Below are 23,077 nucleotides of genomic sequence, written 5' to 3' on the forward strand. Positions count from 1 at the left end.
AATGTTTACTGACGAATATTACATGAAAATGGCCCTGCAGGAAGCAGAAGCCGCCTTGGAAAAAGACGAGGTACCTATAGGATGTGTAGTTGTTTCTAATAACCGAGTTATTGCAAGAGCCCACAACCTTACTGAAACCCTAAATGATGTTACTGCCCATGCAGAAATGCAGGCCATAACTTCTGCCGCTAATTTCCTTGGCGGTAAGTATCTTAAAAACTGTACACTCTATGTCACATTAGAACCCTGTGTCATGTGTTCCGGAGCACTTTCGTGGTCGCAAATTTCAAAAGTAGTAATTGGAGCAAGAGATGAGCAGAGAGGTTTTATCAACAAACATCTTTCCCTGCATCCAAAAACGGAAATCGTAACAGGAGTTATGGAAAATGAATGTTCTATGATCGTCAAAGAATTTTTTAAAAGTAAAAGATAAAGGAACAATATATACTTGTTCCTCTTTATATTTCCGGGGTAAAATCAATACGTTAGTGTATCTTATTTCATATCATTAAAAATAGAATACATTACGAGATCGAAATATTCTCCACCTTTCTTAACATCCTGTTTCAAAACGGCTTCTTTTTCCATACCAATCTTCTCCATAATTTTTCCGGAGGCAGGATTTTGATAAAGATGGGTAGCAAAAATTTTATTGAACTTCAGTTCTTTAAAACCAAAATGTACAATAGCTTTAGCCGCCTCTGTTACATAGCCTTTGTTCCAGTAAGACATTCCTATCCAATATCCCAATTCAGCTTTATCATCATCCCGGTCATGAAGACCTATCGCTCCGATAATATGCCCCTCTTTATTACGGATTCCAAAGGTATATCCCGTGCTATCCTCAAAGGCCTCCTTTGACATTTTCAGCCAGAGCTGAGCATCGTTTTCTGTATATGGATAGGGAATATTAGAAGTGAGATCTGAAAAGATTCTGTGCTGAAGATATTCTGTAATGAAAGGGATATCCTTCTCTTCAAGCTGGGAGAGAATAAGTCTTTCTGTTTCTATTATTGGAAATTCATTCATTATATAAAAGGTTTAGGCTAAAATAGGGTTAATCATTTAATTTCACCCTTACAAATCTTTACCAAGGAAATAAAGTCCTTTCAGGGTATGAAGCCTGTCCATTACATGGATTTTATCTGTCAAAGGCTTATAAACATGAGATACCCCTCCTGTGGCCACTACAAAACAATCGTCATTTACCTCATCATTAATACGGTCAACGAAACCTTCTACCATTCCCAGAAAACCATATACCATGCCGCTTTGCATACAGGTTACCGTATCCAATCCCAGCACTGATTTCGGTTTTTTAAGCTCAATATCAGGAAGCTGTGCCGTCTGGTTGATCAGTGAATTTAAAGAAGTCACAATTCCCGGAGCGATAATCACTCCTAAAGTTTCGCCTGTTTCTGCCACACAGCTGGCTGTAAGAGCGGTTCCAAAGTCAATGACAATCTTTTTCCTGTTTGGATATAGATTATGGGCAGCAACCAGGTTGGCATAAATATCTGTTCCCATCTGCTTAGATTTGGCCTGAACCTCTGATGGAGTATTTCGGTCCACAATAACAGGGGTAACCCCATGGATCTTTTTTATTCCTGAGCTCATCACTTTGGTAAGTTGGGGAACTACAGATCCAATGATTACCTTATTTATTTCTTTAGGATCAATTTTATAGGTCTGATAAAGCATCAGCATTTGTACATATAGCTCGTCTGCGGTTCTGTAGGGTTTAGTATTGATGACCCATGAAACATCACAGTTATCTCCATTAAAAAGGCCGAATCTGATATTGCTGTTTCCTACGTTTATTACAATTGAATTCATTGATTTTTTTTAACAGGCTAAAATTTTAAATTCTGGTTCCAAATTTATAAAAAAATAAAAGGAGTATCCTCAAATACTCCTTTTATTCTATATGTTTATCTTTTCTTATTTCACCTGTACAAAATTATCCGCCATATTCACATCAGCAATTCTTTGACTGAAGTCTATTCCTAAGACTGATAACTGAGACTTTGGATAAGGAATAGTAAAGGTATATTCTTTCTGAGTCCAAGGCCAGTAAGGCATAGTTTTAAAATTACCATAGATATCACTTTCTTTCCATGTATGTGTCATGTTTAATGGGATCTGGTAGGTTACAATTTTCTTCTCCATCGTCATTACACTGAAATCAACAGGCATAGGAACCTGTCCGTTATTTACCAGGGTAATTGTTGTAGATTTTGCATCATATTTCACATCCTTAATCCCGTAATCAATGGTTTTTGTTGTATTAATCCAGTAATTGTGGAACCATTTCAGGTCCATCCCCGAAACTTTTTGGGCGATATGAAGGAAATCTCTGTCTGAAGGATGCTTCATACTCCATTGGGCATAATACTGTCTTAATGTTTCGGCCAGCTTCTGCTCACCCATAATGTACCCCAGCTGAACCAGATACAATTCACCTTTCACATAAGATGAATAGGTATAAGAAGTTCCGTTATCATGGTGATCTCCCAACCAGACAGCCGGTTCTTCAATTCCTTTTTTAATAAAACTTCTGTAAGCATCCAATGTTTTTACAAAAGGGTTCGGAAGATCTTCCGGAAATAGCTGATGCATAGTGTATCCTTCTGCGTAGCTTGTAAAGCCTTCATCCATCCATGGGCGTACAGATTCATTGGTGGCAAGCATCTGCTGATACCAGGAGTGAGACCCTTCATGAGCCATTAACCCCATTAAGCCTTTAATATCTTTAGCTTCTCCAAGAATCATGGTACACATTCCGTATTCCATTCCACCGTCACCACCCTGGATAAAGGCATAGGTAGGGTATACATATTTTCCGAAATGGGCATTCATGATCTCGAAATACTTGGTCACATAAAGCGGTGCCTGTTCCCACACCTTTGTTTTATCGTTTTTCTGATAAACCAAATATACTTTTGGACCTTCCGGAACATCAAAACCATTGACCACGTAATCCCTGTCTGCACTCCATGCAAAGTCAAGAATATTTTTAGCCGTCCATTTCCAGGTTACTTTTTTATCTTTTTCCGCTTTAATTTTTGCGTTGGCATCATATCCTTTTACGTCGGCAGGATTTTCAAGGGTTCCTCCTGCTCCTATAACATACTCTTTATTGATTTTAATGGTAACATCAAAATCTGAGAATGGAGCATGAAATTCTCTTCCCATATAATCAAAAGTTGCCCAGCCGTCATAATCATACTCGGCAATTTTTGGATACCATTGAGTCATAGTCATGTCTACTCCTTCCCTGTTGTTTCTTCCACTTCTTCTGATCTGCTGCGGAATCACAGCATCCCAATCCATGGTAAACGTTGTAGAGGAATTAGGTTTTATAGGCTCAGCCAGATACACCTTCATGATGGTTTCCTGGATTTCAAATTTCAAATCCTTTCCATTTTGTCTGATCCAGTGAATATTTTGGGCTCCCTCCTGATCTTTCGGAATAGATGCCAATCTTGAGATCCCATCTTTCTGCAACCTAGAGTCACCATTTTTTCCCTGAGAAGTTATTCTTTGGTCCATCATGGAGTTGGGCTTAAAAGCATTCCAGTAGAGATGAAAATAAACCACATTCAACTCGTCCGGTGAATTGTTGGTGTATTCCAAAGTCTGTTTTCCCTGATAAGTAAATTTTTCAGCATTAACATCAATGTCCATCTTGTACTTTGCAGCCTGCTGATAATAAGCTCCTTGCTGAGCATGAAATTGTGAAATGATAAACGCAAAAATGATTGCAGCCGATTTTCTCATTTAAAATTTTATTTTTTTTCTAAAGGTATGTAATTTAAATAAGACCTCAAATAGGAGCTGTACCGAGGTTTTATTCTGTTTAATGTGGTTTTGGATTGATTTTAATTCACTTTGTTACCTCTTTTTAACAAACATAAGTCTACTGGCTCATCAACAGCTTTTTTATTAAGGTGATCTGTCCTAAATGGTAGTAGCTATGCTCAATCATTCCCTCTATATTTCTTCTGTAGGTTCCATATTTTTCATCTACAAAAATTTCATCAAGCTGATCATCGGGAATTTGCATAACCAATGCCGCAAACTTTTCAGCATCAGCCCATAATTGATTTACCAACTCTTCCCATTGAGCCTGAGATTCAATAGTGGGAAGGTCAAAACTATATTGGTCTTTTATCTCAAGACCTCTCCCTTCAAAGACATTTATAACGCCTGCTATATAATAATGTATGTGAAAAGTAAGCATTGCGATGGTATTCAGTGGTCCAACTTTGGCAACAGCCTGCTCCCAGCTTACCCCGGAAAGCTGGTCTTTAAAATTGGTATTGGCAATCCAGAGGCCATCAAGCAAAACCTCTCTGAATCTTTTTGATAATTGTACTGCAGAGCCCATAGATCGGTTATTTTATATTTATTTAAAGGTAAGTAATTAAAGAATTGTTTTTAAGCGCTTACTGATTTTGCAATGGATTCTACCCATAGAAATTTGTGTTGGAGAAAACAAAAAGCCTCAGATATCTTGACATCTGAGGCTTATATTACAATAGGAAATCAAAGCTATTTCTTAGCCGCAACTTCTTTTTTTCCACTTTTTAAAATCTTTTCAAGGATTCTTAAGGTAATCAGATAAGTAGGTTTCACTCCTGTAAGCCCCAACCCTCCCGATGACAATGTACTTCCTGTTTCCAAAGGATTATCCGAAGCGTAATAAGCATAACATACAAACAGATCCGGTGCAATATGATTCCTGATCTTCGATGCTACCTGAATGGCCTTCTGGTAATGTGCTCCTTCCATTTCAAGACCAATTGCCTTCCATGAAGTATTCATAAAATAAGAAAGGATATCCCTGTTTTGAAGTGATGTTCCTAAAACAGTAATCATAGGCCCTTCAAATGCTTTTAGCTCTTCATCGTGGAAGTCGTCCAGCTTTAATGCATTTTCAAAAGGATAATTATCTGCTGTTCCTTCAAAGATATGAGAGGTAGGAATCATAATATCTCCTTTTTCTCCTGTAAGAATTCCGGCTTTACCCATAATGGAAACAGATCTTACATGCATCATATAAACTTCTCCTTTATGTTCGAAAGGTCTTAGTAGCTCGTCCATCACCTCAAAAGCCTGCTCTCCGAAAGCATAGTCAAATACCATTACTACATCATCACCGCCAAACTTGATATCTCCAAAAGGAGTATTCTTTAAATTTGTTTTGCTAAGGTCAATGATCTGAACATCGATATTACTCCCACTTTTATCAGCAATATGAATCATCCCTTCATCTAAAGCATATTTTGATACTTTATCACGAAGTTCTTTTTTGTTTGAAATCTCTTCATACATTTTATAGTCCACATCATGATGATGTTTCTTCTTAAGAGCTTCATTACCGTACAGCATATTTTTCACCGAATGCATATTGGCAGAAATAATATGTAACGGACGCATATGAAGATTATTTTCAAATAAAACCTCCTTCACTTTATTAGCCCATTTCTCTCCAAAGTAGTGATGTCCCACTCTTTCCTTTAATATAGCACTGAAATGAATTTCTCTCTCTCTGGTCTGTTTTGCATCTTCAAGACTTACTTTTCCTAAGTTGTAAATGATTTTGAACAAACGGTCAGGATTATGATCATCCCCGAAGGTGTTGTAAGCTCTCAACGTCTCATCAAAAGTTCTTCCTATTAAAGATGACAGATGAATAATAGCCACCTCTTTTTCTCTTCTGCTGAATTTCTTTTCCCCTTTCACTACCTCTTCAATAATTTTAAAGGCGCGGGTCGGTTTCCAGTTTTCATCCTGGATGAAAGCCAGATTACGGATTTTATCAGCTTCTATAAATAAGAAGGTAAGGTGGGTAAGAATGTCATAAATTTCGGAACGGCCCAAAAGAACCTCAATATTCATCTGGTGTTCGTCTATTCTATAACAGTTTCTTCTTCTTTTCTTAGGAACAATAGGTTCGAAACTTCCTTTATCAAACCCTTCATCAGATGTAAGATGAATAAAAGCACATTCCTCAATCCCTTCAGGAAGCCTGTCTAAAACATACATCAAACCATCAAGCTCCAATTTATTTGGAATATTCATGGTACCATAAATCTCTGGATTGATTGTTTTCAACAAGCTTCTAATGCTTTCTCCTGAAACTCCTCCTGGCTTGAAAAATCCTCTATAAAATAAGTGTCTCATAGAAATATATAATCTTTCAATAGCCTCTGTTGTTTCTCTTGCTCTAGAATTTGTCATAAAATAAATTTCACACAAATATACAAAATCTTTGTCCATTTTATTTTAACTATCTTTTAACAAGTCGTTTAATCCATATAATACTGTATCTTATAAGACATTCCTCATACAGCGTATTTTTACAGTATTTGAGCCTTAAAAAGCGTTTTAGACATTAAATTTTAAGCATTGGATATCTTTTCACCCCCTTACAAAAACGTTAAACCATTGTTTAAATTATATAATTTTTCAAAACACCCCTAATTTTTTCAGGGTTAAAATGATTTCATTTCATTTTTTTTGTAAATTTGCCCTGTAAAAATCACCCTAATATGTCAACCTTAAGATTCAAAGCATTAGAAACCCTACCATTTAAGGACTTCAGAAAAGATAATTCTGTTGAGGTTCCTGCAAAACTGTCAGAATTATTCTGTACCAATGTTTTCTCGGAAGAGACCATGAGAGAATATTTAACAAAAGAAGCATTCAATTCTATTATGGATGCTGTAAAAAAAGGAACTAAAATCCAGAGACATATTGCTGACCAGGTAGCTGTAGCAATGAAAGACTGGGCTATGAGCAAAGGGGTAACCCATTATACACACTGGTTTCAGCCTTTAACAGGAACCACTGCTGAAAAGCACGACTCTTTCTTCACGCCTATCGAAGGAGGGAGAGCTATCGAAAGATTCAGCGGAAATCTATTGATCCAACAGGAGCCGGATGCATCTTCATTCCCTAACGGAGGTATCAGAAATACTTTTGAGGCAAGAGGCTATACAGCCTGGGACCCTACTTCTCCTGCTTTCATCATGGGAACTACATTATGTATTCCATCCATCTTCATTTCTTATACAGGAGAAACGTTAGATTATAAAGCTCCTCTTTTGAGAGCTTTGAATGCTGTGGATGAAGCAGCAACCAACGTCATGCAGTATTTTGACAAGAATGTTACAAAGGTAACCCCTACCCTGGGTTGGGAACAAGAGTACTTCCTTGTAGATTCAGCTTTATATCAGTCACGTCCGGACCTTGTATTGACAGGTAAAACATTGCTGGGACATTCTCCGGCGAAAGGACAACAACTGGATGACCACTATTTCGGTTCTATCCCAACAAGAGTAATGAATTTCATGAAAGAGTTGGAAATTGAATGTATGAAACTGGGTATTCCTGTAACGACAAGACACAACGAGGTTGCTCCTAACCAATTTGAGCTGGCTCCCATGTTTGAAGAAGTAAACGTTGCCGTAGACCACAACTCTTTATTGATGGACATCATGGCGAGAATTGCTCACAAACACCATTTCCATATTTTATTCCACGAAAAGCCATTTGCCGGAGTAAACGGAAGCGGTAAGCACAACAACTGGTCTTTAGCTACTGATACAGGCGAAAACCTTCTAAGCCCGGGAAAAAACCCTAAGAAAAATTTACAGTTCCTAACATTCTTCGTGAATACAATCAAAGCAGTGTATGAATACGCTGACCTTTTAAGAGCAAGCATTGCTTCTGCAAGCAACGACCATAGATTAGGTGCCAACGAAGCTCCGCCGGCAATTATTTCCGTATTCATCGGAAGCCAGCTGTTCAGAGTATTGGAAGAACTTGAAAAAGTAACGGAAGGAAAACTTTCTCCGGACGAAAAAACAGATCTTAAATTAAATGTAGTTGGAAAAATTCCAGAAATCCTGTTAGATAATACGGACAGAAACAGAACTTCTCCGTTTGCATTTACAGGAAATAAATTTGAGATCAGAGCAGTAGGATCTTCTGCTAACTGTGCAGAGTCTATGACGGTAATGAACACAATCGCTGCAAAGCAATTAATCGATTTCAAAAAAGAAGTGGATGCTCTTATTGAGACAGGCCTTAAAAAAGATGAAGCAATCTTCAATGTATTGAGAGAATACATCAAGCAGTGCAAGAGCATCATGTTTGAAGGTGACGGATATTCTGATGATTGGGCTAAAGAAGCTAAAAAGAGAGGTTTAAATAACTTAAAAACCACTCCTGAAGCCCTTAAACAGGAAATGGATAAAAAATTTGTTAGCCTTTACGAAGAAATCGGAGTATTTACTCACAGAGAGGTTGAAGCAAGAAACGAAATCAAATTAGAAAAATATTCTACGGTAATTGATATTGAAGCAAGAGTTTTAAGTGATATCGCAAGAAACCACATCATTCCTTCTGCCTTAAAATATCAGAACCGATTAATTGAAAACGTGAAAGGTCTTAAAGACATCTTTGGAGATAAAGAATTCAAAACACTGGCGAAAGAGCAAATGAGCCTGATCACGAATATCTCTGAAAATGTTTCCAAAATTAAACTTGGCGTAGAAGATCTTATTAAAGCAAGAGAAGCAGCGAAAGCTGTACCCAATAGCCAAAAGCAGGCAGAATCTTACTGTACTAAAGTAATTCCTTTATTTGATGTTATCAGAGAAGCTTCTGATGATCTTGAAATGATGGTAGACGATGAGCTTTGGCCAATGACAAAATACAGAGAAATGTTGTTTACAAAATAACATCTGTAAAGTTCCATATTAGTTTAAATTCCTCGGTTTTCCGGGGAATTTTTTGGTTTTTATTAACAACAGGGAAATTAGAGTTTTAAATTACAAAACCTGATTTATAGAAGAAAATCGATAGCGTTTGTTAAAGAATCATAATAAAAAAAACCGCACACTCGCCAAAAATAGGCAGTTGCGGTTTATTTTTCTTTAACATATGTAATTAATATGTTAAATAGTGTTAAAATAAGATCCTGACAATTATCATATCAGGGGTCTTTTATTCGGAATCTCTACTTTTGTAATGCTTTTGAAAATAAATATTCCTTTTTAACACGGATAATCAAATATATATGAAGAAAAGAGTTTTGTTTTATTTAGTTGCTTTAGTTACTACAGTATCAATGCAATCGTGTGCTACCAATTATGTGGTTTCAAAACCAGCTACTTACACTAAAGAATACAAAACAGATGCCAAACTAGCCTCTATAGACAGCAAAAAAATGGAGCAGGATAAGCAAAAACTTATCGATTCTTTTCTTTCTGAAAAGGCTGCAACCATAGCTAATGCTAAAAAAGCTATTAAGAATTCTGAGATTGCAAAAGTTGTGAAGTACAACAAAACAATTGACGGTATCCTGGAAGAGGCAGAAACGTACTTGGGAACTCCTTACAGATATGGAGGAACAACAAGAAACGGTATTGATTGTTCAGCTTTCGTTCTTTCCGTTTTCGGAGCAGCAGCAGGTCTTAGTTTACCTAGAGTAGCAGCTTCTCAGGCTCAGGAAGGAGAAAGAATTGAAAAAGGTAACTTACAGAAAGGAGATCTTATTTTCTTTTCTCATGGAAGAAGAATCTCTCACGTAGGTATTGTAGAAAGTGTTTCTGAAGAGGGTGAAATTAAATTTATCCATGCAGCAACATCAAAAGGAGTGATGATCTCTTCACTTAATGATTCTTACTGGGGACCTAAATTCAGATTCGCAAAAAGAGTAATCAACGAAGAAGGAGAAGCTTATAATAACTTAGCGGCAATTACTCCAGCTACACCAGCAAATTTTTAATTTTATAAATAATTGATTTAAATAATGAAGCCATCAGAATCTGATGGCTTTTTTATTTAGCTCTATCTGAAATTCATCCCTTCATGGGAAAGGAACATTATTGCGGAAATACATTCAACCTTCAAAAGCCGGTGGTAATCTATTTAGCATTCAAAAATGGATATTTCCAGGAAGAACTCAGTTTTATTTACTTTCATCCCAAAGGTACAATCCAAACTCTGCAAGTGTTGGATTCAATCTTGAAGATAAAATTTTGAATCTCACTTTCTTTGCGGTAATCGTATCAAATTTTAATAATCGCTTATAACCAACAGTAGTACCAGAGGTGAAATTAATCCATTGCTTACCGTCGAAGTACGCTAATTCAAATTTTTCTATGCGTTGTCCAACTGCAATATTTTCCTGTAACGACAATACATTAAAGCGGACATCTTTAGGCCAGTTTAATTCAATGGTTGTAGCTGTCTCTCGTTCAGGAGTCGTAAAATAGGTACTCAATCTGCCATCAAACATGGCCTTTAGCTCCTTACCAGAAGTAGCCTTCACAGTAGCCGCTTTTGCTATATTATTTGAAAATATATTTTTCATTTCCTTACCAAAATCAGCCAGACTTTTGACATCATTGTCTGCTATCATTCCATTGGTATTTGGTGGAATATTTAAAAGTAAAACACCATTTCTCCCCACTGAAGTAAAATAAATTTCCATCAACTGTTTGGGCGTTTTTACTTTAGCATCTTCATTAATATGGTAAAACCATCCCGGACGGATACTTACATCTGTTTCTGCAGGGTACCAGACCAAGCCTGTTGCATTAATCAACTTAGCCCTACTACCCCGATCCTGGTCTTCATAAGAACCTGATAATGCTGGAATGACATTTACTTCTTTCTGTGATAAAGAAGCAATTTTTTCCTGATCCTTTTCAGAGGTTGGCAATACACTCCATTCTGTTTCACGGCCAACACCGCTTTCAGTCCCAACCCACCGTACGTCCGGTCCCTGAACAGCAATAACCGCCTGAGGCTGAAGCTTTCTAATTAAAGCATACCAGGCATCAAAATCATAGATTTGTTTTTTACCATTTGGACCTTCTCCATTGGCTCCATCAAACCACACCTCGTCTACCTTACCGTATTGGGTTAACAATTCTGTTAACTGGTTTACAAAATAAGTATTATATGCTTCTGATCCGTAAGAGGGATTATTGCGATCCCACGGAGACAGATACACTCCAAATCCGATTTTATATTTCTTACAGGCATTTGCAACCTCTCTTACAATATCCCCTTTACCATTTTTATAAGGTGTATTTTTTATACTATGCTCAGTAAATTTACTCGGCCATAAGCAAAAACCGTCATGGTGCTTAGCTGTAATTATAGCTTGTTTAAAACCTGCTTCTTTTATGGCTTTAACCCATTGTTCTGCATCCAGCAATTGGGGATTGAATTTGGATATATCTTCCTTTCCATCTCCCCACTCTTGATTGGTAAAGGTGTTGATTCCAAAATGGAAAAATGCCGTAAGCTCCAGAGCCTGCCATCGCATTTGCCTGGGAGAAGGCACAACATTGGCTGCTTTTGCTATTATAGTATTTTCGTCATCTGTTTTGGCAATAGGTACAAAACTTTTTTGTTGCCCATAAGCTTTCGCCATCAACAGTAGTATAATTAAAGTTTTCTTCATTTGTATTTATTATTTGCGTTTTTTATGTTCGTCTACAATAGTATAAAGAATTTGCCATCTCAGTAATGATAAAGATACAAAATCAAGCAACGCAACAATTGAAAAACGAATTAATCTACTGAATAACAAACTATTAACCATTCTACTAAGCTTAATTATTTAACCTGAATTCGGGATAAAGCAAACAAAGACAAGCCCAGAATCTAAAGGAGGGAATATCTGATCAGTTTTAGCAGTCATGTGATTAAAATAGGTAACAGGCTTAAAAAAGTTAATAAAGCCAAATTCTGTAGTTTAAGCGCAAAAAATACGGAACTATTTCTGCTTACTGGCATCCATTCGCCAGGTGTTAGTTGGTTCTGTCTATTTCTATATCCAGTTTATACAGGAGTCCGTAAACTTCAGACAGTGAAAATCTGGCCTTTTTAAGCTTATTTAAAGCAGGATCTATAGAATAGTTGACCGATGTTCTTAAATCTGCTTTTTCAAGGTTTGTATTGTCGAAAACAGCACCCGACAAATCGCAATGACTGAAGACCGCATTGGACAGGTCGCATTCTGCAAAATCAACTTCAATCAGCCTGGAGTTTTTAAAGACGGTTTTCTTAACCGATGTCTGATAAAATACGGAATTGTTCAGCGAGCAGCCGTCAAAGGTGAAGGATAGTCCAAATTCATTACAGTCATTAAACTGAAGCCCGAACATCTTGCACTCTTTAAAAATAACTTCACGGAAAGCAGTTTTAATAAGCTTTGCCATACTCAGGTTGCATCCTATAAATTCACAGTCTGTAAAACTAAATGCTGACAGCCCTGCATATTCAAAATTGCAGTTCCTGAATGTACAGTTCTCATATTCCCCTTTTTCTAAAGGAAACTGTGTAAAGTCTGTATTTTCAAAATTCTGATCTACAATATAAGCCTCTTTCATATGTTGTAATAATTTTTCGGGAATCAACTTTCCGGCCACGATTTTTCATGGATATAAAAAGAAAGTAAACAGAACATTTCTTAATCCTCCGTCTACACCAAACTGTTCTTATCTGAATAGTTAAGTTTAAAGAAAATAAAAGTCATCATAGAAAAGGCAAGCAAAGAACTCCCTCCATAACTAAAGTACGGAAGAGGAATCCCTACCGTTGGAAAAAGCCCCATAACCATTCCTAAATTGATTGAAAAGTGCATCAGAAGAATGGAAGCAAAGCAATACCCAAACACACGGTTAAAAGTGGATTTCTGCTGCTCTGCAAGATAGTAGATCCGTCCTATATATACCATATAACACAAAATCAACACTGCACTTCCTACAAATCCCCATTCTTCACCTACGGTACAGAAGATATAATCGGTTTCCTGTTCTGGGACAAACTTACCCTGAGTAACAGATCCTTCACGGTATCCTTTTCCTAAAAGTCCTCCAGATCCGATAGCTGTCTTGGAGTATAATAAATTATACCCTGAAGTATCTCTAAATGCTTTTTCACCTTTATAAAGAACCTCAATTCTTTCTCTCTGGTGTTTTGGAAGTTTCTCTAAAATGTAAGGAGAACCGAAAGCTAATCCACACAACAAAAGGATAGATCCGGCTATTCCGGAAATGGAGATCACATCCCAGGACATTCTGTGATAATTCATCGCAATTAGCACCCCGGCAATCAATACAATTGCAGCGGCCACATACACCGGAGGTATGGCTAATGAAACCAGGAAAACTCCTGCAAACATAAATCCTATCCCAAATAAAAGCCCGCTTAAACCTTCTCTGTATAAAGCAATAAAAAATGCAATGAACACCAGCATAGATCCTACATCCGGAATAGCAAGTACTACCGCCGCAGGAATTCCTATAATAGCCAGGGTAGTCCACAAAGATTTTTTATTTTTCAGGTTAAAATCAGGTCCTGAAACATAATTGGCAAGCATCAGCGCGGTACCAATCTTGGCAAATTCCACAGGCTGCATGGTAAAGCTTCCGAATTTATACCAGTTTTTCTGTCCGAGAATTTCTTTCCCAAAAGGAAAAAGCCCTATCAGCAGGAGAACCCCGCCAATGTAAATAATACCGGCCATATTCTCAAAGAATTTACTTCTGCTAAAGAATATCATCAGCCCCACAAATAAAGAGATGCAGAAAAAAACCAACTGTTTTTCACCCAGTTTTTGGTCTACACTGTAAATATTGGCAATGGCAAAAATGCAAAGCAGGAAATACAGCCCAAGTCCAAGTTTATCTATTCCTTCTGTCCATTTCATGGCTTTGCAGATTTGTTTTTTTTAGTTTCTTCTTCTATTTTCTTTTTTAGTTTCGCTTTCTGTTGCTTCACAAGCTCCAGACTGTCCTGCATTTTTTTACGCTTAATAGAGTCCGGCTTAGGATCTACATACCAGCCTTTACGTTTAAGGTCTGCTACCCACTGCCTTTTATACTCAGGCATAAAGCTTGCGCCGATCATTTTTTTATAGAGATTATCTCTCTTCAGATCACCGGTAATATATTTTTCAGCAATTACGGTACAAGCCGGCCCGGCCCAGGTTGCCCCGAACCCAGCATGTTCCATTACTGCCACTACTACAATTTTAGGTTTATCAGCAGGAGCAATAAGTACAAAGATAGAGTTATCTTTTCCTTGCGGAACCTGTGCTGTACCTGTTTTGGCCAGCTGGGTGAAATCATTTGATTTCAAGCTTCTTGCCGTTCCTCTTAAGACCACCGCTTCCATCCCTTTTAAAACAGGTTCAAAATGCCTGGGATCTACAAGGGTTTTATGTTTAACCTTGAATCTTTTATCAGGATTGGCTTTGCCATCAATTGCTTTTACAATATGCGGAGTATAATACCAGCCTTTATTAGCAATAGCAGCAACATAATTGGCCAACTGAATTGGCGTTACCAATACATCTCCCTGCCCCATCCCGTTATAAATGGCTCCAGTGGACATCTCATCCCAGTTTTTAAAATCGGTTCTCTTGGAACCGCTCGCTTTCATGATGGCTTTAAATCTCTTCTCATAAAAATCTCCGGAAGGAATTCTCCCTTTTGCACCCACCGCAAAATCATTATTTAAAAACTCTCCCACTCCAAAGCTGCTCATAATTTTCTTCCATTCATCAACACCTTTTGAAGGATTTCCTGGATATTTTTTGATGATGGCAATAAATGCATAGGTAAAAAAACAGTTACTGGAAACCTGGATAGAAGGAATCAGCGGATCGGCTCCGCCGTGGCCCTTAATTCTTTTGCCTTTATAGAAGAAACCGCCACCACAAGGGAAAACTGTTTTTTCATCCATTACTCCCATCTGCATTGCAGCCAAAGCGGTTAATAATTTGAAAGTAGATCCCGGAGGATAGCCCGCCTGTAAAGAACGATCGAATGTAGGTTTATTTTCGTAAAGTGTATCTTTTGATAAAGCGTATAAATTTTTTGATTTATTGGGCCCGGTGAAAAGATTAGGATCGATATCCGGTCCCGTTGCAGCCACTAATACTTCACCATTATTAGGGTCAATGGCTACAATGGCTCCATGTTTGTTAACGAGCATTTCTTCAGCAGTTCTCTGAAGATCATAATCAATAGTTAATGTAATATCTTTCCCGGTAATAACATCTTTATCCAGAGACCCGTTTTTATAAGAACCAATATTTCGGAGTCTGATGTCTTTTTGGATATATTTCATCCCTTTTACTCCTCTAAGTTCTTTTTCGTAAGATTTTTCAACTCCTGTTTTTCCGATAAAGTCTCCCGGCAGGTAATAAATAGAATCTTTTTTAATATCTCTTTCGTTTACTTCACTGGTATATCCCAACAGATTTCCGGAAGTAGAAACTTCATACTGACGCTGAGGTCGCTGTACAATAGTAAATGCGGGATACTTAAAAATAATCTCCTGCACTCTTGCAATATCTTCTCTGCTGAGGTCCTTTATGAATGTCATTGGGGTCAGCTTGGAATAATATTTTTCTTTTTTAATGATATTGACTTTGTTGATGAAGTCTTGTTTACTGATCTTCATCAGGCTGCAAAAGCCTAATGTATCAAAATCGGGCTTCATTAGTCCCTGGGTAAAAGAAATCTCATAAGCAGGCTGATTCCCTACCATGATTTTCCCATTTCTGTCAAAAATCACCCCACGCTGCGGAATAACATATTCAATTTTAATGGATGTATTGGCCGCATTCAGAGCGTAACGATCTGTAAATAACTGCAAATAAGCCAGCCTCGCCACAAAAATAAGAGCGATAACAACAAGGACGGAAAAGATTTTTAAATAACGTGTGTTCAAACTTTTTGTTTGATTTTAAATATTAATGCGTAAATAACTATAAATATAAATGAAATTACACTAGTCACCAACACATTAAACAATATTTCAAAAAACCGGCTCAACTTAAAGAACTCTATATACTGTACGAAAAGCTGATGCAGGAATATACTTGAAAATAAAAACAGCAAAAACTGCGCCCATTGTAAGGACTGAAAAGAGAAAAAGTCTGTGGAAGTATCTGTGGAAGTCCTGAATATCAATGTTCTGTAATAAGCAATGAGGGTGGTAGCAAATGCATTGATTCCCCAGGAATAGTGAAATCCATCTATGGCCAGCCCAATTAAAAAGCTTAATGCCAGGAACTGAAATTTATTTCTGAAAAAAGGATAGAACATAACAAACACAGGATACAGCACCGGTGTATACTTTCCGAACAACGTAATCCTGTTCAGTACAAATATCTGTAATGCAACCAGGAAGATCATAATCAATATGTCTGTAAATAAAGTCCTGCTAATCATTTTCTTTTTTTATTACAGCCTGCATAGTATCCTGAATCTTCTGCACTTCAGCCTTTTTAAGATTCTTTACTACAAACACCTTATTTAACGCGCCCATTTTTTCACTAAGCTCCACCGAGATATCCCAGAAGCCTGTCTTATTATCTACCGAATAACCGGCAACAGTTCCAATCATAACCCCTTTCGGGAAGATGGCAGATTTTCCATCTGTGATCACACTGTCTCCCACTTTCAACGCTACATATTTAGGAATATCGGCAAGATGCATCACTCGTGAATTATCTCCGTTCCATGTTAACGTCCCAAAGTATCCGGAATTTTTAAGTGCCGCATTAATTCTGATCCTGTTTACACTTAATACAGACTGAACCAATGCATAGTTATCGGTAGAATTGATAACGATTCCCGCAATACCTCTTGGTGCCATCACCCCCATTTGTGGGAAAACACCGTCTCTGCGGCCGCGGTTGATTGTAAAATAGTTATTTCTACGGTTGATGCTGTTAAAAACAATTTCACCATCAACAAAAGTATAGATCTGACCACCTCCTATGGTATCATGAACTTTTTTGAAAACAGGATTTTTCCCGCCTTCTTTTCCATAAAGTTCGGTCATAAGGGCTTTATTCTGAATAACAAGATCTTCGTTGATCTGTTTAAGCTTCAGATAGGTAACTCCCTCATCAATATATCCGGAAACCCAGGAATTCAGTGCAGCCGTCTGCCCCGCTATCCAGGATCTCTGCATGGCGTTTCTGGAGAATATCAAAACCAAAGCAATAATTTGCAGGAATATAAAGAAGACGAAAAGGGTGTTCTTCGAAAATAATCTCAGCAAAAATCCCATTCAGATATATAGTCGTAAAAAGTTAAAATTATTTAATTAAGAAATTGAACTTATCCATATTCTTAAGGGCAATACCGGTTCCTCGAACAACAGCTCTTAACGGATCTTCAGCCACAAATACAGGAAGACCTGTTTTTTTGTGAATTCTGTCCGCAAGGCCTCTTAGTAACGCTCCTCCTCCAGCAAGATAAATACCTGTTTTGTAGATATCAGCAGCCAATTCCGGCGGAGTAAGAGAAAGCGTTTCCATTACAGCATCTTCAATTCTGATAATAGATTTGTCTAGTGCACGTGCAATTTCCTTATATCCAACCATAATTTCTTTAGGCTTTCCTGTAATAAGGTCTCTACCCTGTACCGGGATATCTTCAATATCTACATCAAGATCCTCTACTGCAGACCCTACTTCAATTTTAATCCTCTCAGCAGTTCTTTCGCCAATATAAAGGTTATGGTGAGTTCTTAAGTAATACGCAATATCATTTGTAAATACATCACCAGCAATTTTCACAGATTTATCACATACGATACCTCCTAACGCTACTACTGCAATTTCTGTAGTACCTCCACCTATATCAATAATCATGTTCCCCTCAGGTTTCTGCACATCGATCCCGACTCCAATTGCAGCTGCCATTGGTTCATAGATCAGCCTTACTTCTTTTGCGTTTACTTTTTGAGCAGAATCTCTTACCGCTCTCTTTTCAACTTCAGTAATGCCGGAAGGAATACAGATTACAATTCTTAATGCAGGCTGAATGAATTTACCTTTAATTCCAGGAATTTTTTTGATAAATTCCTTGATCATATGCTCAGAAGCGTGGAAATCAGCAATAACCCCATCTTTCAAAGGACGGATTGTTTTGATATCCTCATGAGTTTTACCTTGCATATGTTTAGCCTGTTCACCAACAGCAATGGGTTTACCCGTAGAACGTTCAATTGCTACAATTGACGGCTGATCTATAACAATCTTATTATTATGGATGATAAGGGTATTAGCTGTTCCCAGGTCTATCGCAATTTCTTGCGTAAACATATCAAATAAACTCATATATTTCTTCTGATTTTAAGTTTACAAAGATATAAATTTAACACTACTAAAGAAATTTCATACCAACATAATTTGGTTAAAATTTTATTAAAATTTATAATTCTTTATTAACTTTTACTTTAGATGTTTACAGACTTTGAGTTAAACCAAAATTAACAGGGGAAATTATGGGTTAAAAATGAGTAAAAAGCAGATTTAAAAACAGCTAAATTTGCTCAGCACAATAAATTCCGGATGGTTTCTATAGTTTTTTACGATAATTATCATATACACTATCAGGGGTTGGTTAATTAAAAAAAGCGTAAATTTGCGACTGCTTATGTTACAGTATTCCAACATCCATCAAACATCGAATTTTGCCGTGCTTTCTATAAGCTACGAAAAGGCCGATGTAGAAACGAGAGGAAAATTTGCATTCTTTGATGAAAACATCAAAAACTTTGTTTCCCGGGTCCATCAGGAAGATCTTGGTGATGCTTTTGTGGTTTCTACATGTAACAGGACTGAGATTTACACTACTTCCTCCAATTATCTTTTAGTGGCTGAAGAATATTGTAAAACAATTGGAGTACATCTTACAGATTTTCTTCAGTTTGCCAATATTCTGACAAAAGAAGAAGCTCTGATACACCTTTTCAGAGTTGCCGCCGGACTTGAAAGCCAGATTATCGGGGATTTTGAAATTATAGGTCAGATCAAAAAAGCTTATACCCGTTTTAAAAAAGAAAGACAGAATTCCAATCCTTATCTGGAAAGGGCAATTAATGCTGCTATTCAGATTTCGAAAAGAATAAAAAATGAAACGGGGATCTCCAACGGAGCTGCTTCTGTATCTTATGCTGCGGTTCACTATATCCTGAACAGCCAAAAGAGAATTAATGAAAAGAACATTCTTCTTTTAGGGGTGGGGGAAATTGGGCAGAACACTGTTGAAAATTTAGTAAAACATGTTTACCAGCCTAAAATCAAGATAGCCAACAGAACTCAGGAAAAAGCTGAAAAGATTTCTGAGAAATATAATATTCCACATGTTGATTATTCTGATGTTGACAAGGAATTAAAGGAGACGGATATTCTCATTGTGGCCACGGGAGCAAAACATCCTATTATCAACCAATCTCATTTCCCGAACGGAAGGGAAACATTGGTTATTGACCTGTCTATTCCGCATAACGTTGAAAAAAATGTCACTGAGAATAAAAATGTGACATTAATTGACGTTGACGAGCTTTCAAAACAAATCCAGGAAACTATTCAGCAACGGGAAAAAGAGATTCCAAAAGCTGAAAAGATTATCAAGGAGCTGATGAAAGACTTTATTGAATGGGAAAAAAAGAGAAAGCTGGCACCCAATATTCATCATTTCAAAGCTGTTTTAAAGAATATGGAGCGCAATGAAATGCATAATTTTTATAAAAAGAATAAATACATAAACATCACGGACATGGAACTTTCTGACAAAATGATCCAGAAAATCACCAACCGTTTTGCAAAATATATCATCGACAACCCTTTAAAAGCCGAAGAAATTAGTAAATTAATGCACGAAATATTAGTTGAACAACCAAACAACGAATTCAATGAAAAGCATTAGAATTGGAACCAGAAATTCCGCACTTGCACTTTGGCAGGCTAGAGAGGTTGCAAGGCACCTTCAGAACCGCAATTATTTAACAGACATTGTTCCTATCGTCTCTTCCGGTGATAAGAATCTTAATCAGCCATTATATTCTTTAGGAATTACAGGGGTTTTCACAAGAGACCTGGATGTTGCCCTGTTGAATGACGAAATTGATATTGCCGTACATTCTTTAAAAGATGTTCCCACCCAATTACCTCAAAACATTGAGATGGTGAGCTATCTGGAAAGAGATTATCCCCAGGATATTCTGATCAGAAAGGAATCTTCAAGAAATAAAGAATTCCATGAGCTTAAACTGGCCACAAGCAGCTTAAGAAGAAGGGCATTTTGGCTAAAATATTATCCTGATACTGAGTTTTCGGATATCCGTGGAAATATCCAGACCCGTCTTCAAAAGCTTGAAGATGGAAATTTTGATGCTACCCTTCTATCTTTAGCAGGCATCAAAAGAATGAAAATGGAAATTGATTATGAAATGCTTCCATTAATGATTCCGGCACCATCACAAGGTGTTATTGCCGTAGCCGGACATTCTGACAAACCGGAGATCAATGAGATATTAAAACAGATCAATCATGCACCCACTCAAATCTGCGTAGAAATCGAAAGAAATTTCCTAAGCACTTTGGAGGGCGGCTGTACTGCACCTATCGGCGCTTTTGCAGAAATCATCGGTGATCAGATCCGTTTCAAAGCTGCACTCTGTTCTCTGGATGGTAAAAACTGTATTGCAGTTGATGAAAATTTCGAATACAACACTACAGAAAATTTTGGAGAAAAGTATGCTAAAGTAGTTCTCGAAAACGGTGGAAAAGAATTAATGGCAGAAATCAAAAGCCAGATATAAGATCATATCAAAGTATAGATTTTAAATTTATATTTTTATCCTCTCTTTTTTCATTTTCAAATGTAAAGTCATGAAAATCTTATTTACCAAAAATATAGACCAAGCGATTATATCCAAAGAATTAGGAGAGCATATTTCGGTTGACTGCATTGAAGTGATTAAGACACAATCGATCAGGATCAGCCCATTTGATCTGAAAAATTATTCATTGATCTTTACCAGCGTTAATGGAGTATCTTCATTTTTTGAAAACGGATTCAAGCCTAACGAGGATTTTACGGCAAAAAATTACAATAAGATCTACTGTGTAGGTGAAAAAACAAAGAGAGAACTTAGAAAACACGGTTTTGGAACTTTTAAAGTGCTGAAAAATGCAGAAGTACTCTCCGGATTTATCATCGGGAAATGCCAACATGAGCAATTTATTCATTTCTGTGGCAATCTTGCTATTAATGTTCTGGATAATGAGCTTCCGCTGCAAAACATTAAGTACAAAAAAATCGTCGTATATAACACCGAGGAAACCAATCCTTTAATAACTGAAAAATATCATGCTGCAGTATTTTTTAGTCCGAGTGGAGTTCGTAGTTTTGCAAAGCAAAATTCTCTGGAGGATATGACGCTTTTTTCGATCGGAGAAACCACTTCCAGAGAGCTGAGAAAATATACTAAAGAAAAAATTTACACTTCTGAAGGCAACAGTCTGGTATCAGTTTTGAATATGGTACAGGAAATTTATATAAACAAACAAATATGAAAAATTTAGCATTTTTATTATTAGGATTAATGGTTATGTTTTCTTGTACTTCACAAAAAGAAACATCAACCTTAAAAGTTCCCTATTCAGAAGCCAAAAACTATTTCGTAAAAAATACATACCAAAGCAATGAGATAGCTGTCAAAAAAATAGCTTCTCAAAAAGAATTTGACGAAATTTTTGGAGCTGCCACCACCATGGGACCCAACGGAATGCCTACCAATATTGACTTTTCAAAAAACTATATAATTGCATTAATTGGAACCCAGACTAATAAATCTACTGACTTTTTAGTTAAAAATCTTGTTAAAGAGAAAGAAAATATTATTCTCTCTTATGCTGTAAAAGAGGGAAGTACAGAAAACTCTTATACTATACTCCCTGCAAAAATACTTATTGTCAGCAAGCAATATGATGGCAATATCATTTCAAATAAACTATGATAAAAAACGACCTATATTTAAAAGCACTTCGCGGAGAAACCGTTGAAAGACCTCCTGTCTGGATGATGAGGCAGGCTGGAAGATATCTGCCGGAATTCATTGCTCTGAGAGACCAATATGATTTCTTTACAAGATGTCAGACCCCTGAACTTGCTGCTGAAATTACACTACAGCCTATCCGCAGGTTTCCTTTGGATGCTGCGATTCTGTTTTCAGATATCCTGGTAGTTCCTCAGGCGATGGGAATTGATTTCAAAATGAAAGAATCTGTTGGCCCATGGTTGGATACTCCGATCAGAACAATGGAACAGGTTCAGAATATTGAAACTCCGGATGTGAATGATACATTAGGTTATGTTTTTGATGCTATTGAGCTTACTCTTCAAAAATTGGATAACGAGATTCCTTTAATTGGTTTCGCAGGTTCTCCATGGACTATTCTTTGTTATTGTGTGGAAGGAAAAGGAAGTAAGGCATTTGATATTGCAAAATCTTTCTGCTTCCAGCAGCCTGAAGCAGCTCACTTATTACTTCAGAAAATCACAGACACTACTATTGCTTATCTGAAGAGAAAAGTAGAAAAAGGAGTTTCTGCAGTACAGATATTTGATTCATGGGGAGGAATGCTTTCTCCTACTGATTACCAGGAATTCTCATGGCAATACATCAACCAGATCGTTGAAGCATTAAGCCCTCTTACCCACGTGGTAGTATTTGGAAAAGGATGTTGGTTTGCACTGGAAGATATGACAATGTCTAAAGCTTCAGCTCTTGGTGTTGACTGGACTATTAAGCCGGAATTTGCAAGAACATTGACCAATCATACGATGACCCTACAGGGAAATTTTGATCCTGCCAGGCTTCATTCAACTCCTGAAACTATCAAAAAAATGGTAACCGAGATGATCAACCGTTTTGGAAAAGACAGATATATTGCTAACCTTGGACACGGAATTTTACCTAACGTTCCTGTAGAAAATGCAGAAGCATTCATCAGAGCCGTTGTTGACTGGAAACCGGGTCTGTAGTAACTCAAATGCAATTTTATGATACATAAAAGCCCTGACGTTTGCCGTCAGGGCTTTTAAATTAATATATGTGTCCCGTCCTGAAATAGCGATACATAAAAAAACAATCGTTATGGAAGAATATTTAGAAACACGTTATGTCAAGCGTACACAGAAAGATTACAGTTTGAGTTTGAAACTTC

Annotated in this window: 20 protein-coding genes; 8 read left to right on the plus strand and 12 right to left on the minus strand. The window is 37.1% G+C overall.

Features of this window, described 5'->3' with window-relative positions:
• The first annotated feature begins 1 nt into the window (after position 1).
• Positions 2-433 carry a nucleoside deaminase gene (locus tag MP478_RS19050; RefSeq protein ID WP_230033562.1) on the plus strand — a complete coding sequence of 144 codons (432 nt, stop codon included), beginning with the start codon at positions 2-4 and terminating at the stop codon, positions 431-433.
• Positions 434-495: 62 nt separating this feature from the next.
• Here the strand turns inward: MP478_RS19050 and MP478_RS19055 are convergent, their stop codons facing one another.
• The 5 genes from MP478_RS19055 to MP478_RS19075 all read right to left on the minus strand — a co-directional run bounded on the left by MP478_RS19055 (position 496) and on the right by MP478_RS19075 (position 6,246).
• Complete coding sequence (locus MP478_RS19055) at positions 496-1,029, minus strand: GNAT family N-acetyltransferase (protein WP_257201342.1); 534 nt, start codon at positions 1,027-1,029, stop codon at positions 496-498.
• Between the two features lie 48 nt (positions 1,030-1,077).
• Entirely contained in the window at positions 1,078-1,836 is a 759-nt protein-coding gene (locus MP478_RS19060) for a type III pantothenate kinase (protein ID WP_257190283.1), read from the minus strand.
• Between the two features lie 105 nt (positions 1,837-1,941).
• A complete protein-coding gene (locus MP478_RS19065) occupies positions 1,942-3,780 on the minus strand; it encodes a M1 family metallopeptidase (RefSeq protein WP_257201343.1) in 1,839 nt (612 codons plus the stop codon).
• Between the two features lie 139 nt (positions 3,781-3,919).
• Complete coding sequence (locus MP478_RS19070; RefSeq protein ID WP_257190281.1) at positions 3,920-4,390, minus strand: DinB family protein; 471 nt, start codon at positions 4,388-4,390, stop codon at positions 3,920-3,922.
• Between the two features lie 164 nt (positions 4,391-4,554).
• Positions 4,555-6,246 (minus strand): hypothetical protein, encoded by a 1,692-nt coding sequence (locus tag MP478_RS19075; protein WP_257201344.1) that lies wholly within the window; start codon positions 6,244-6,246, stop codon positions 4,555-4,557.
• Positions 6,247-6,557: 311 nt separating this feature from the next.
• Between MP478_RS19075 and MP478_RS19080 the strand changes: the two genes are divergently transcribed.
• Positions 6,558-8,753, plus strand: coding sequence for a glutamine synthetase III (locus tag MP478_RS19080; protein WP_230033552.1), 2,196 nt, complete (start codon positions 6,558-6,560; stop codon positions 8,751-8,753).
• Positions 8,754-9,091: 338 nt separating this feature from the next.
• Positions 9,092-9,802, plus strand: a complete 711-nt coding sequence (locus tag MP478_RS19085) for a C40 family peptidase (RefSeq protein ID WP_257190279.1) — start codon at positions 9,092-9,094, stop codon at positions 9,800-9,802.
• Between the two features lie 183 nt (positions 9,803-9,985).
• Here MP478_RS19085 and MP478_RS19090 read toward each other — a convergent pair whose 3' ends face one another.
• The 7 genes from MP478_RS19090 to MP478_RS19120 all read right to left on the minus strand — a co-directional run bounded on the left by MP478_RS19090 (position 9,986) and on the right by MP478_RS19120 (position 18,178).
• Positions 9,986-11,491 carry an alpha-L-fucosidase gene (locus MP478_RS19090; RefSeq protein WP_257201345.1) on the minus strand — a complete coding sequence of 502 codons (1,506 nt, stop codon included), beginning with the start codon at positions 11,489-11,491 and terminating at the stop codon, positions 9,986-9,988.
• Positions 11,492-11,840: 349 nt separating this feature from the next.
• Complete coding sequence (locus MP478_RS19095) at positions 11,841-12,422, minus strand: pentapeptide repeat-containing protein (RefSeq protein WP_257201346.1); 582 nt, start codon at positions 12,420-12,422, stop codon at positions 11,841-11,843.
• Positions 12,423-12,514: 92 nt separating this feature from the next.
• Positions 12,515-13,744, minus strand: a complete 1,230-nt coding sequence (rodA, locus tag MP478_RS19100) for a rod shape-determining protein RodA (protein ID WP_230033544.1) — start codon at positions 13,742-13,744, stop codon at positions 12,515-12,517.
• Entirely contained in the window at positions 13,741-15,774 is a 2,034-nt protein-coding gene (locus MP478_RS19105) for a penicillin-binding transpeptidase domain-containing protein (protein ID WP_257201347.1), read from the minus strand. The genes rodA and MP478_RS19105 overlap by 4 nt, the downstream gene beginning before the upstream one ends.
• Positions 15,771-16,277: a rod shape-determining protein MreD gene (locus MP478_RS19110; protein ID WP_230033541.1), complete on the minus strand. Its 507-nt coding sequence runs from the start codon at positions 16,275-16,277 to the stop codon at positions 15,771-15,773. The genes MP478_RS19105 and MP478_RS19110 overlap by 4 nt, the downstream gene beginning before the upstream one ends.
• Entirely contained in the window at positions 16,270-17,124 is an 855-nt protein-coding gene (gene mreC / locus MP478_RS19115) for a rod shape-determining protein MreC (protein ID WP_257201348.1), read from the minus strand. The genes MP478_RS19110 and mreC overlap by 8 nt, the downstream gene beginning before the upstream one ends.
• A gap of 28 nt (positions 17,125-17,152) precedes the next feature.
• The gene (locus MP478_RS19120; protein ID WP_045491741.1) at positions 17,153-18,178 is read right to left on the minus strand and encodes a rod shape-determining protein; all 1,026 of its coding nucleotides are present in this window, start codon (positions 18,176-18,178) and stop codon (positions 17,153-17,155) included.
• A gap of 319 nt (positions 18,179-18,497) precedes the next feature.
• On the opposite strand from MP478_RS19120, the gene hemA reads away from it, so the two are divergent.
• The 5 genes from hemA to hemE all read left to right on the plus strand — a co-directional run bounded on the left by hemA (position 18,498) and on the right by hemE (position 22,895).
• Positions 18,498-19,772: a glutamyl-tRNA reductase gene (gene hemA, locus MP478_RS19125; RefSeq protein ID WP_230033537.1), complete on the plus strand. Its 1,275-nt coding sequence runs from the start codon at positions 18,498-18,500 to the stop codon at positions 19,770-19,772.
• Positions 19,759-20,667 (plus strand): hydroxymethylbilane synthase, encoded by a 909-nt coding sequence (gene hemC, locus MP478_RS19130; protein WP_257190274.1) that lies wholly within the window; start codon positions 19,759-19,761, stop codon positions 20,665-20,667. The genes hemA and hemC overlap by 14 nt, the downstream gene beginning before the upstream one ends.
• Before the next feature lie 70 nt (positions 20,668-20,737).
• The gene (locus MP478_RS19135) at positions 20,738-21,424 is read left to right on the plus strand and encodes a uroporphyrinogen-III synthase (protein ID WP_257190273.1); all 687 of its coding nucleotides are present in this window, start codon (positions 20,738-20,740) and stop codon (positions 21,422-21,424) included.
• Complete coding sequence (locus tag MP478_RS19140) at positions 21,421-21,867, plus strand: hypothetical protein (RefSeq protein WP_257201349.1); 447 nt, start codon at positions 21,421-21,423, stop codon at positions 21,865-21,867. The genes MP478_RS19135 and MP478_RS19140 overlap by 4 nt, the downstream gene beginning before the upstream one ends.
• Positions 21,864-22,895, plus strand: coding sequence for a uroporphyrinogen decarboxylase (gene hemE / locus MP478_RS19145; RefSeq protein ID WP_230033522.1), 1,032 nt, complete (start codon positions 21,864-21,866; stop codon positions 22,893-22,895). Before MP478_RS19140 ends, hemE begins: the two co-directional genes overlap by 4 nt.
• The last annotated feature ends 182 nt before the right edge of the window (positions 22,896-23,077 follow it).

It is taken from the genome of Chryseobacterium sp. WG14, assembly GCF_024586945.1.
GTDB lineage: Bacteria > Bacteroidota > Bacteroidia > Flavobacteriales > Weeksellaceae > Chryseobacterium.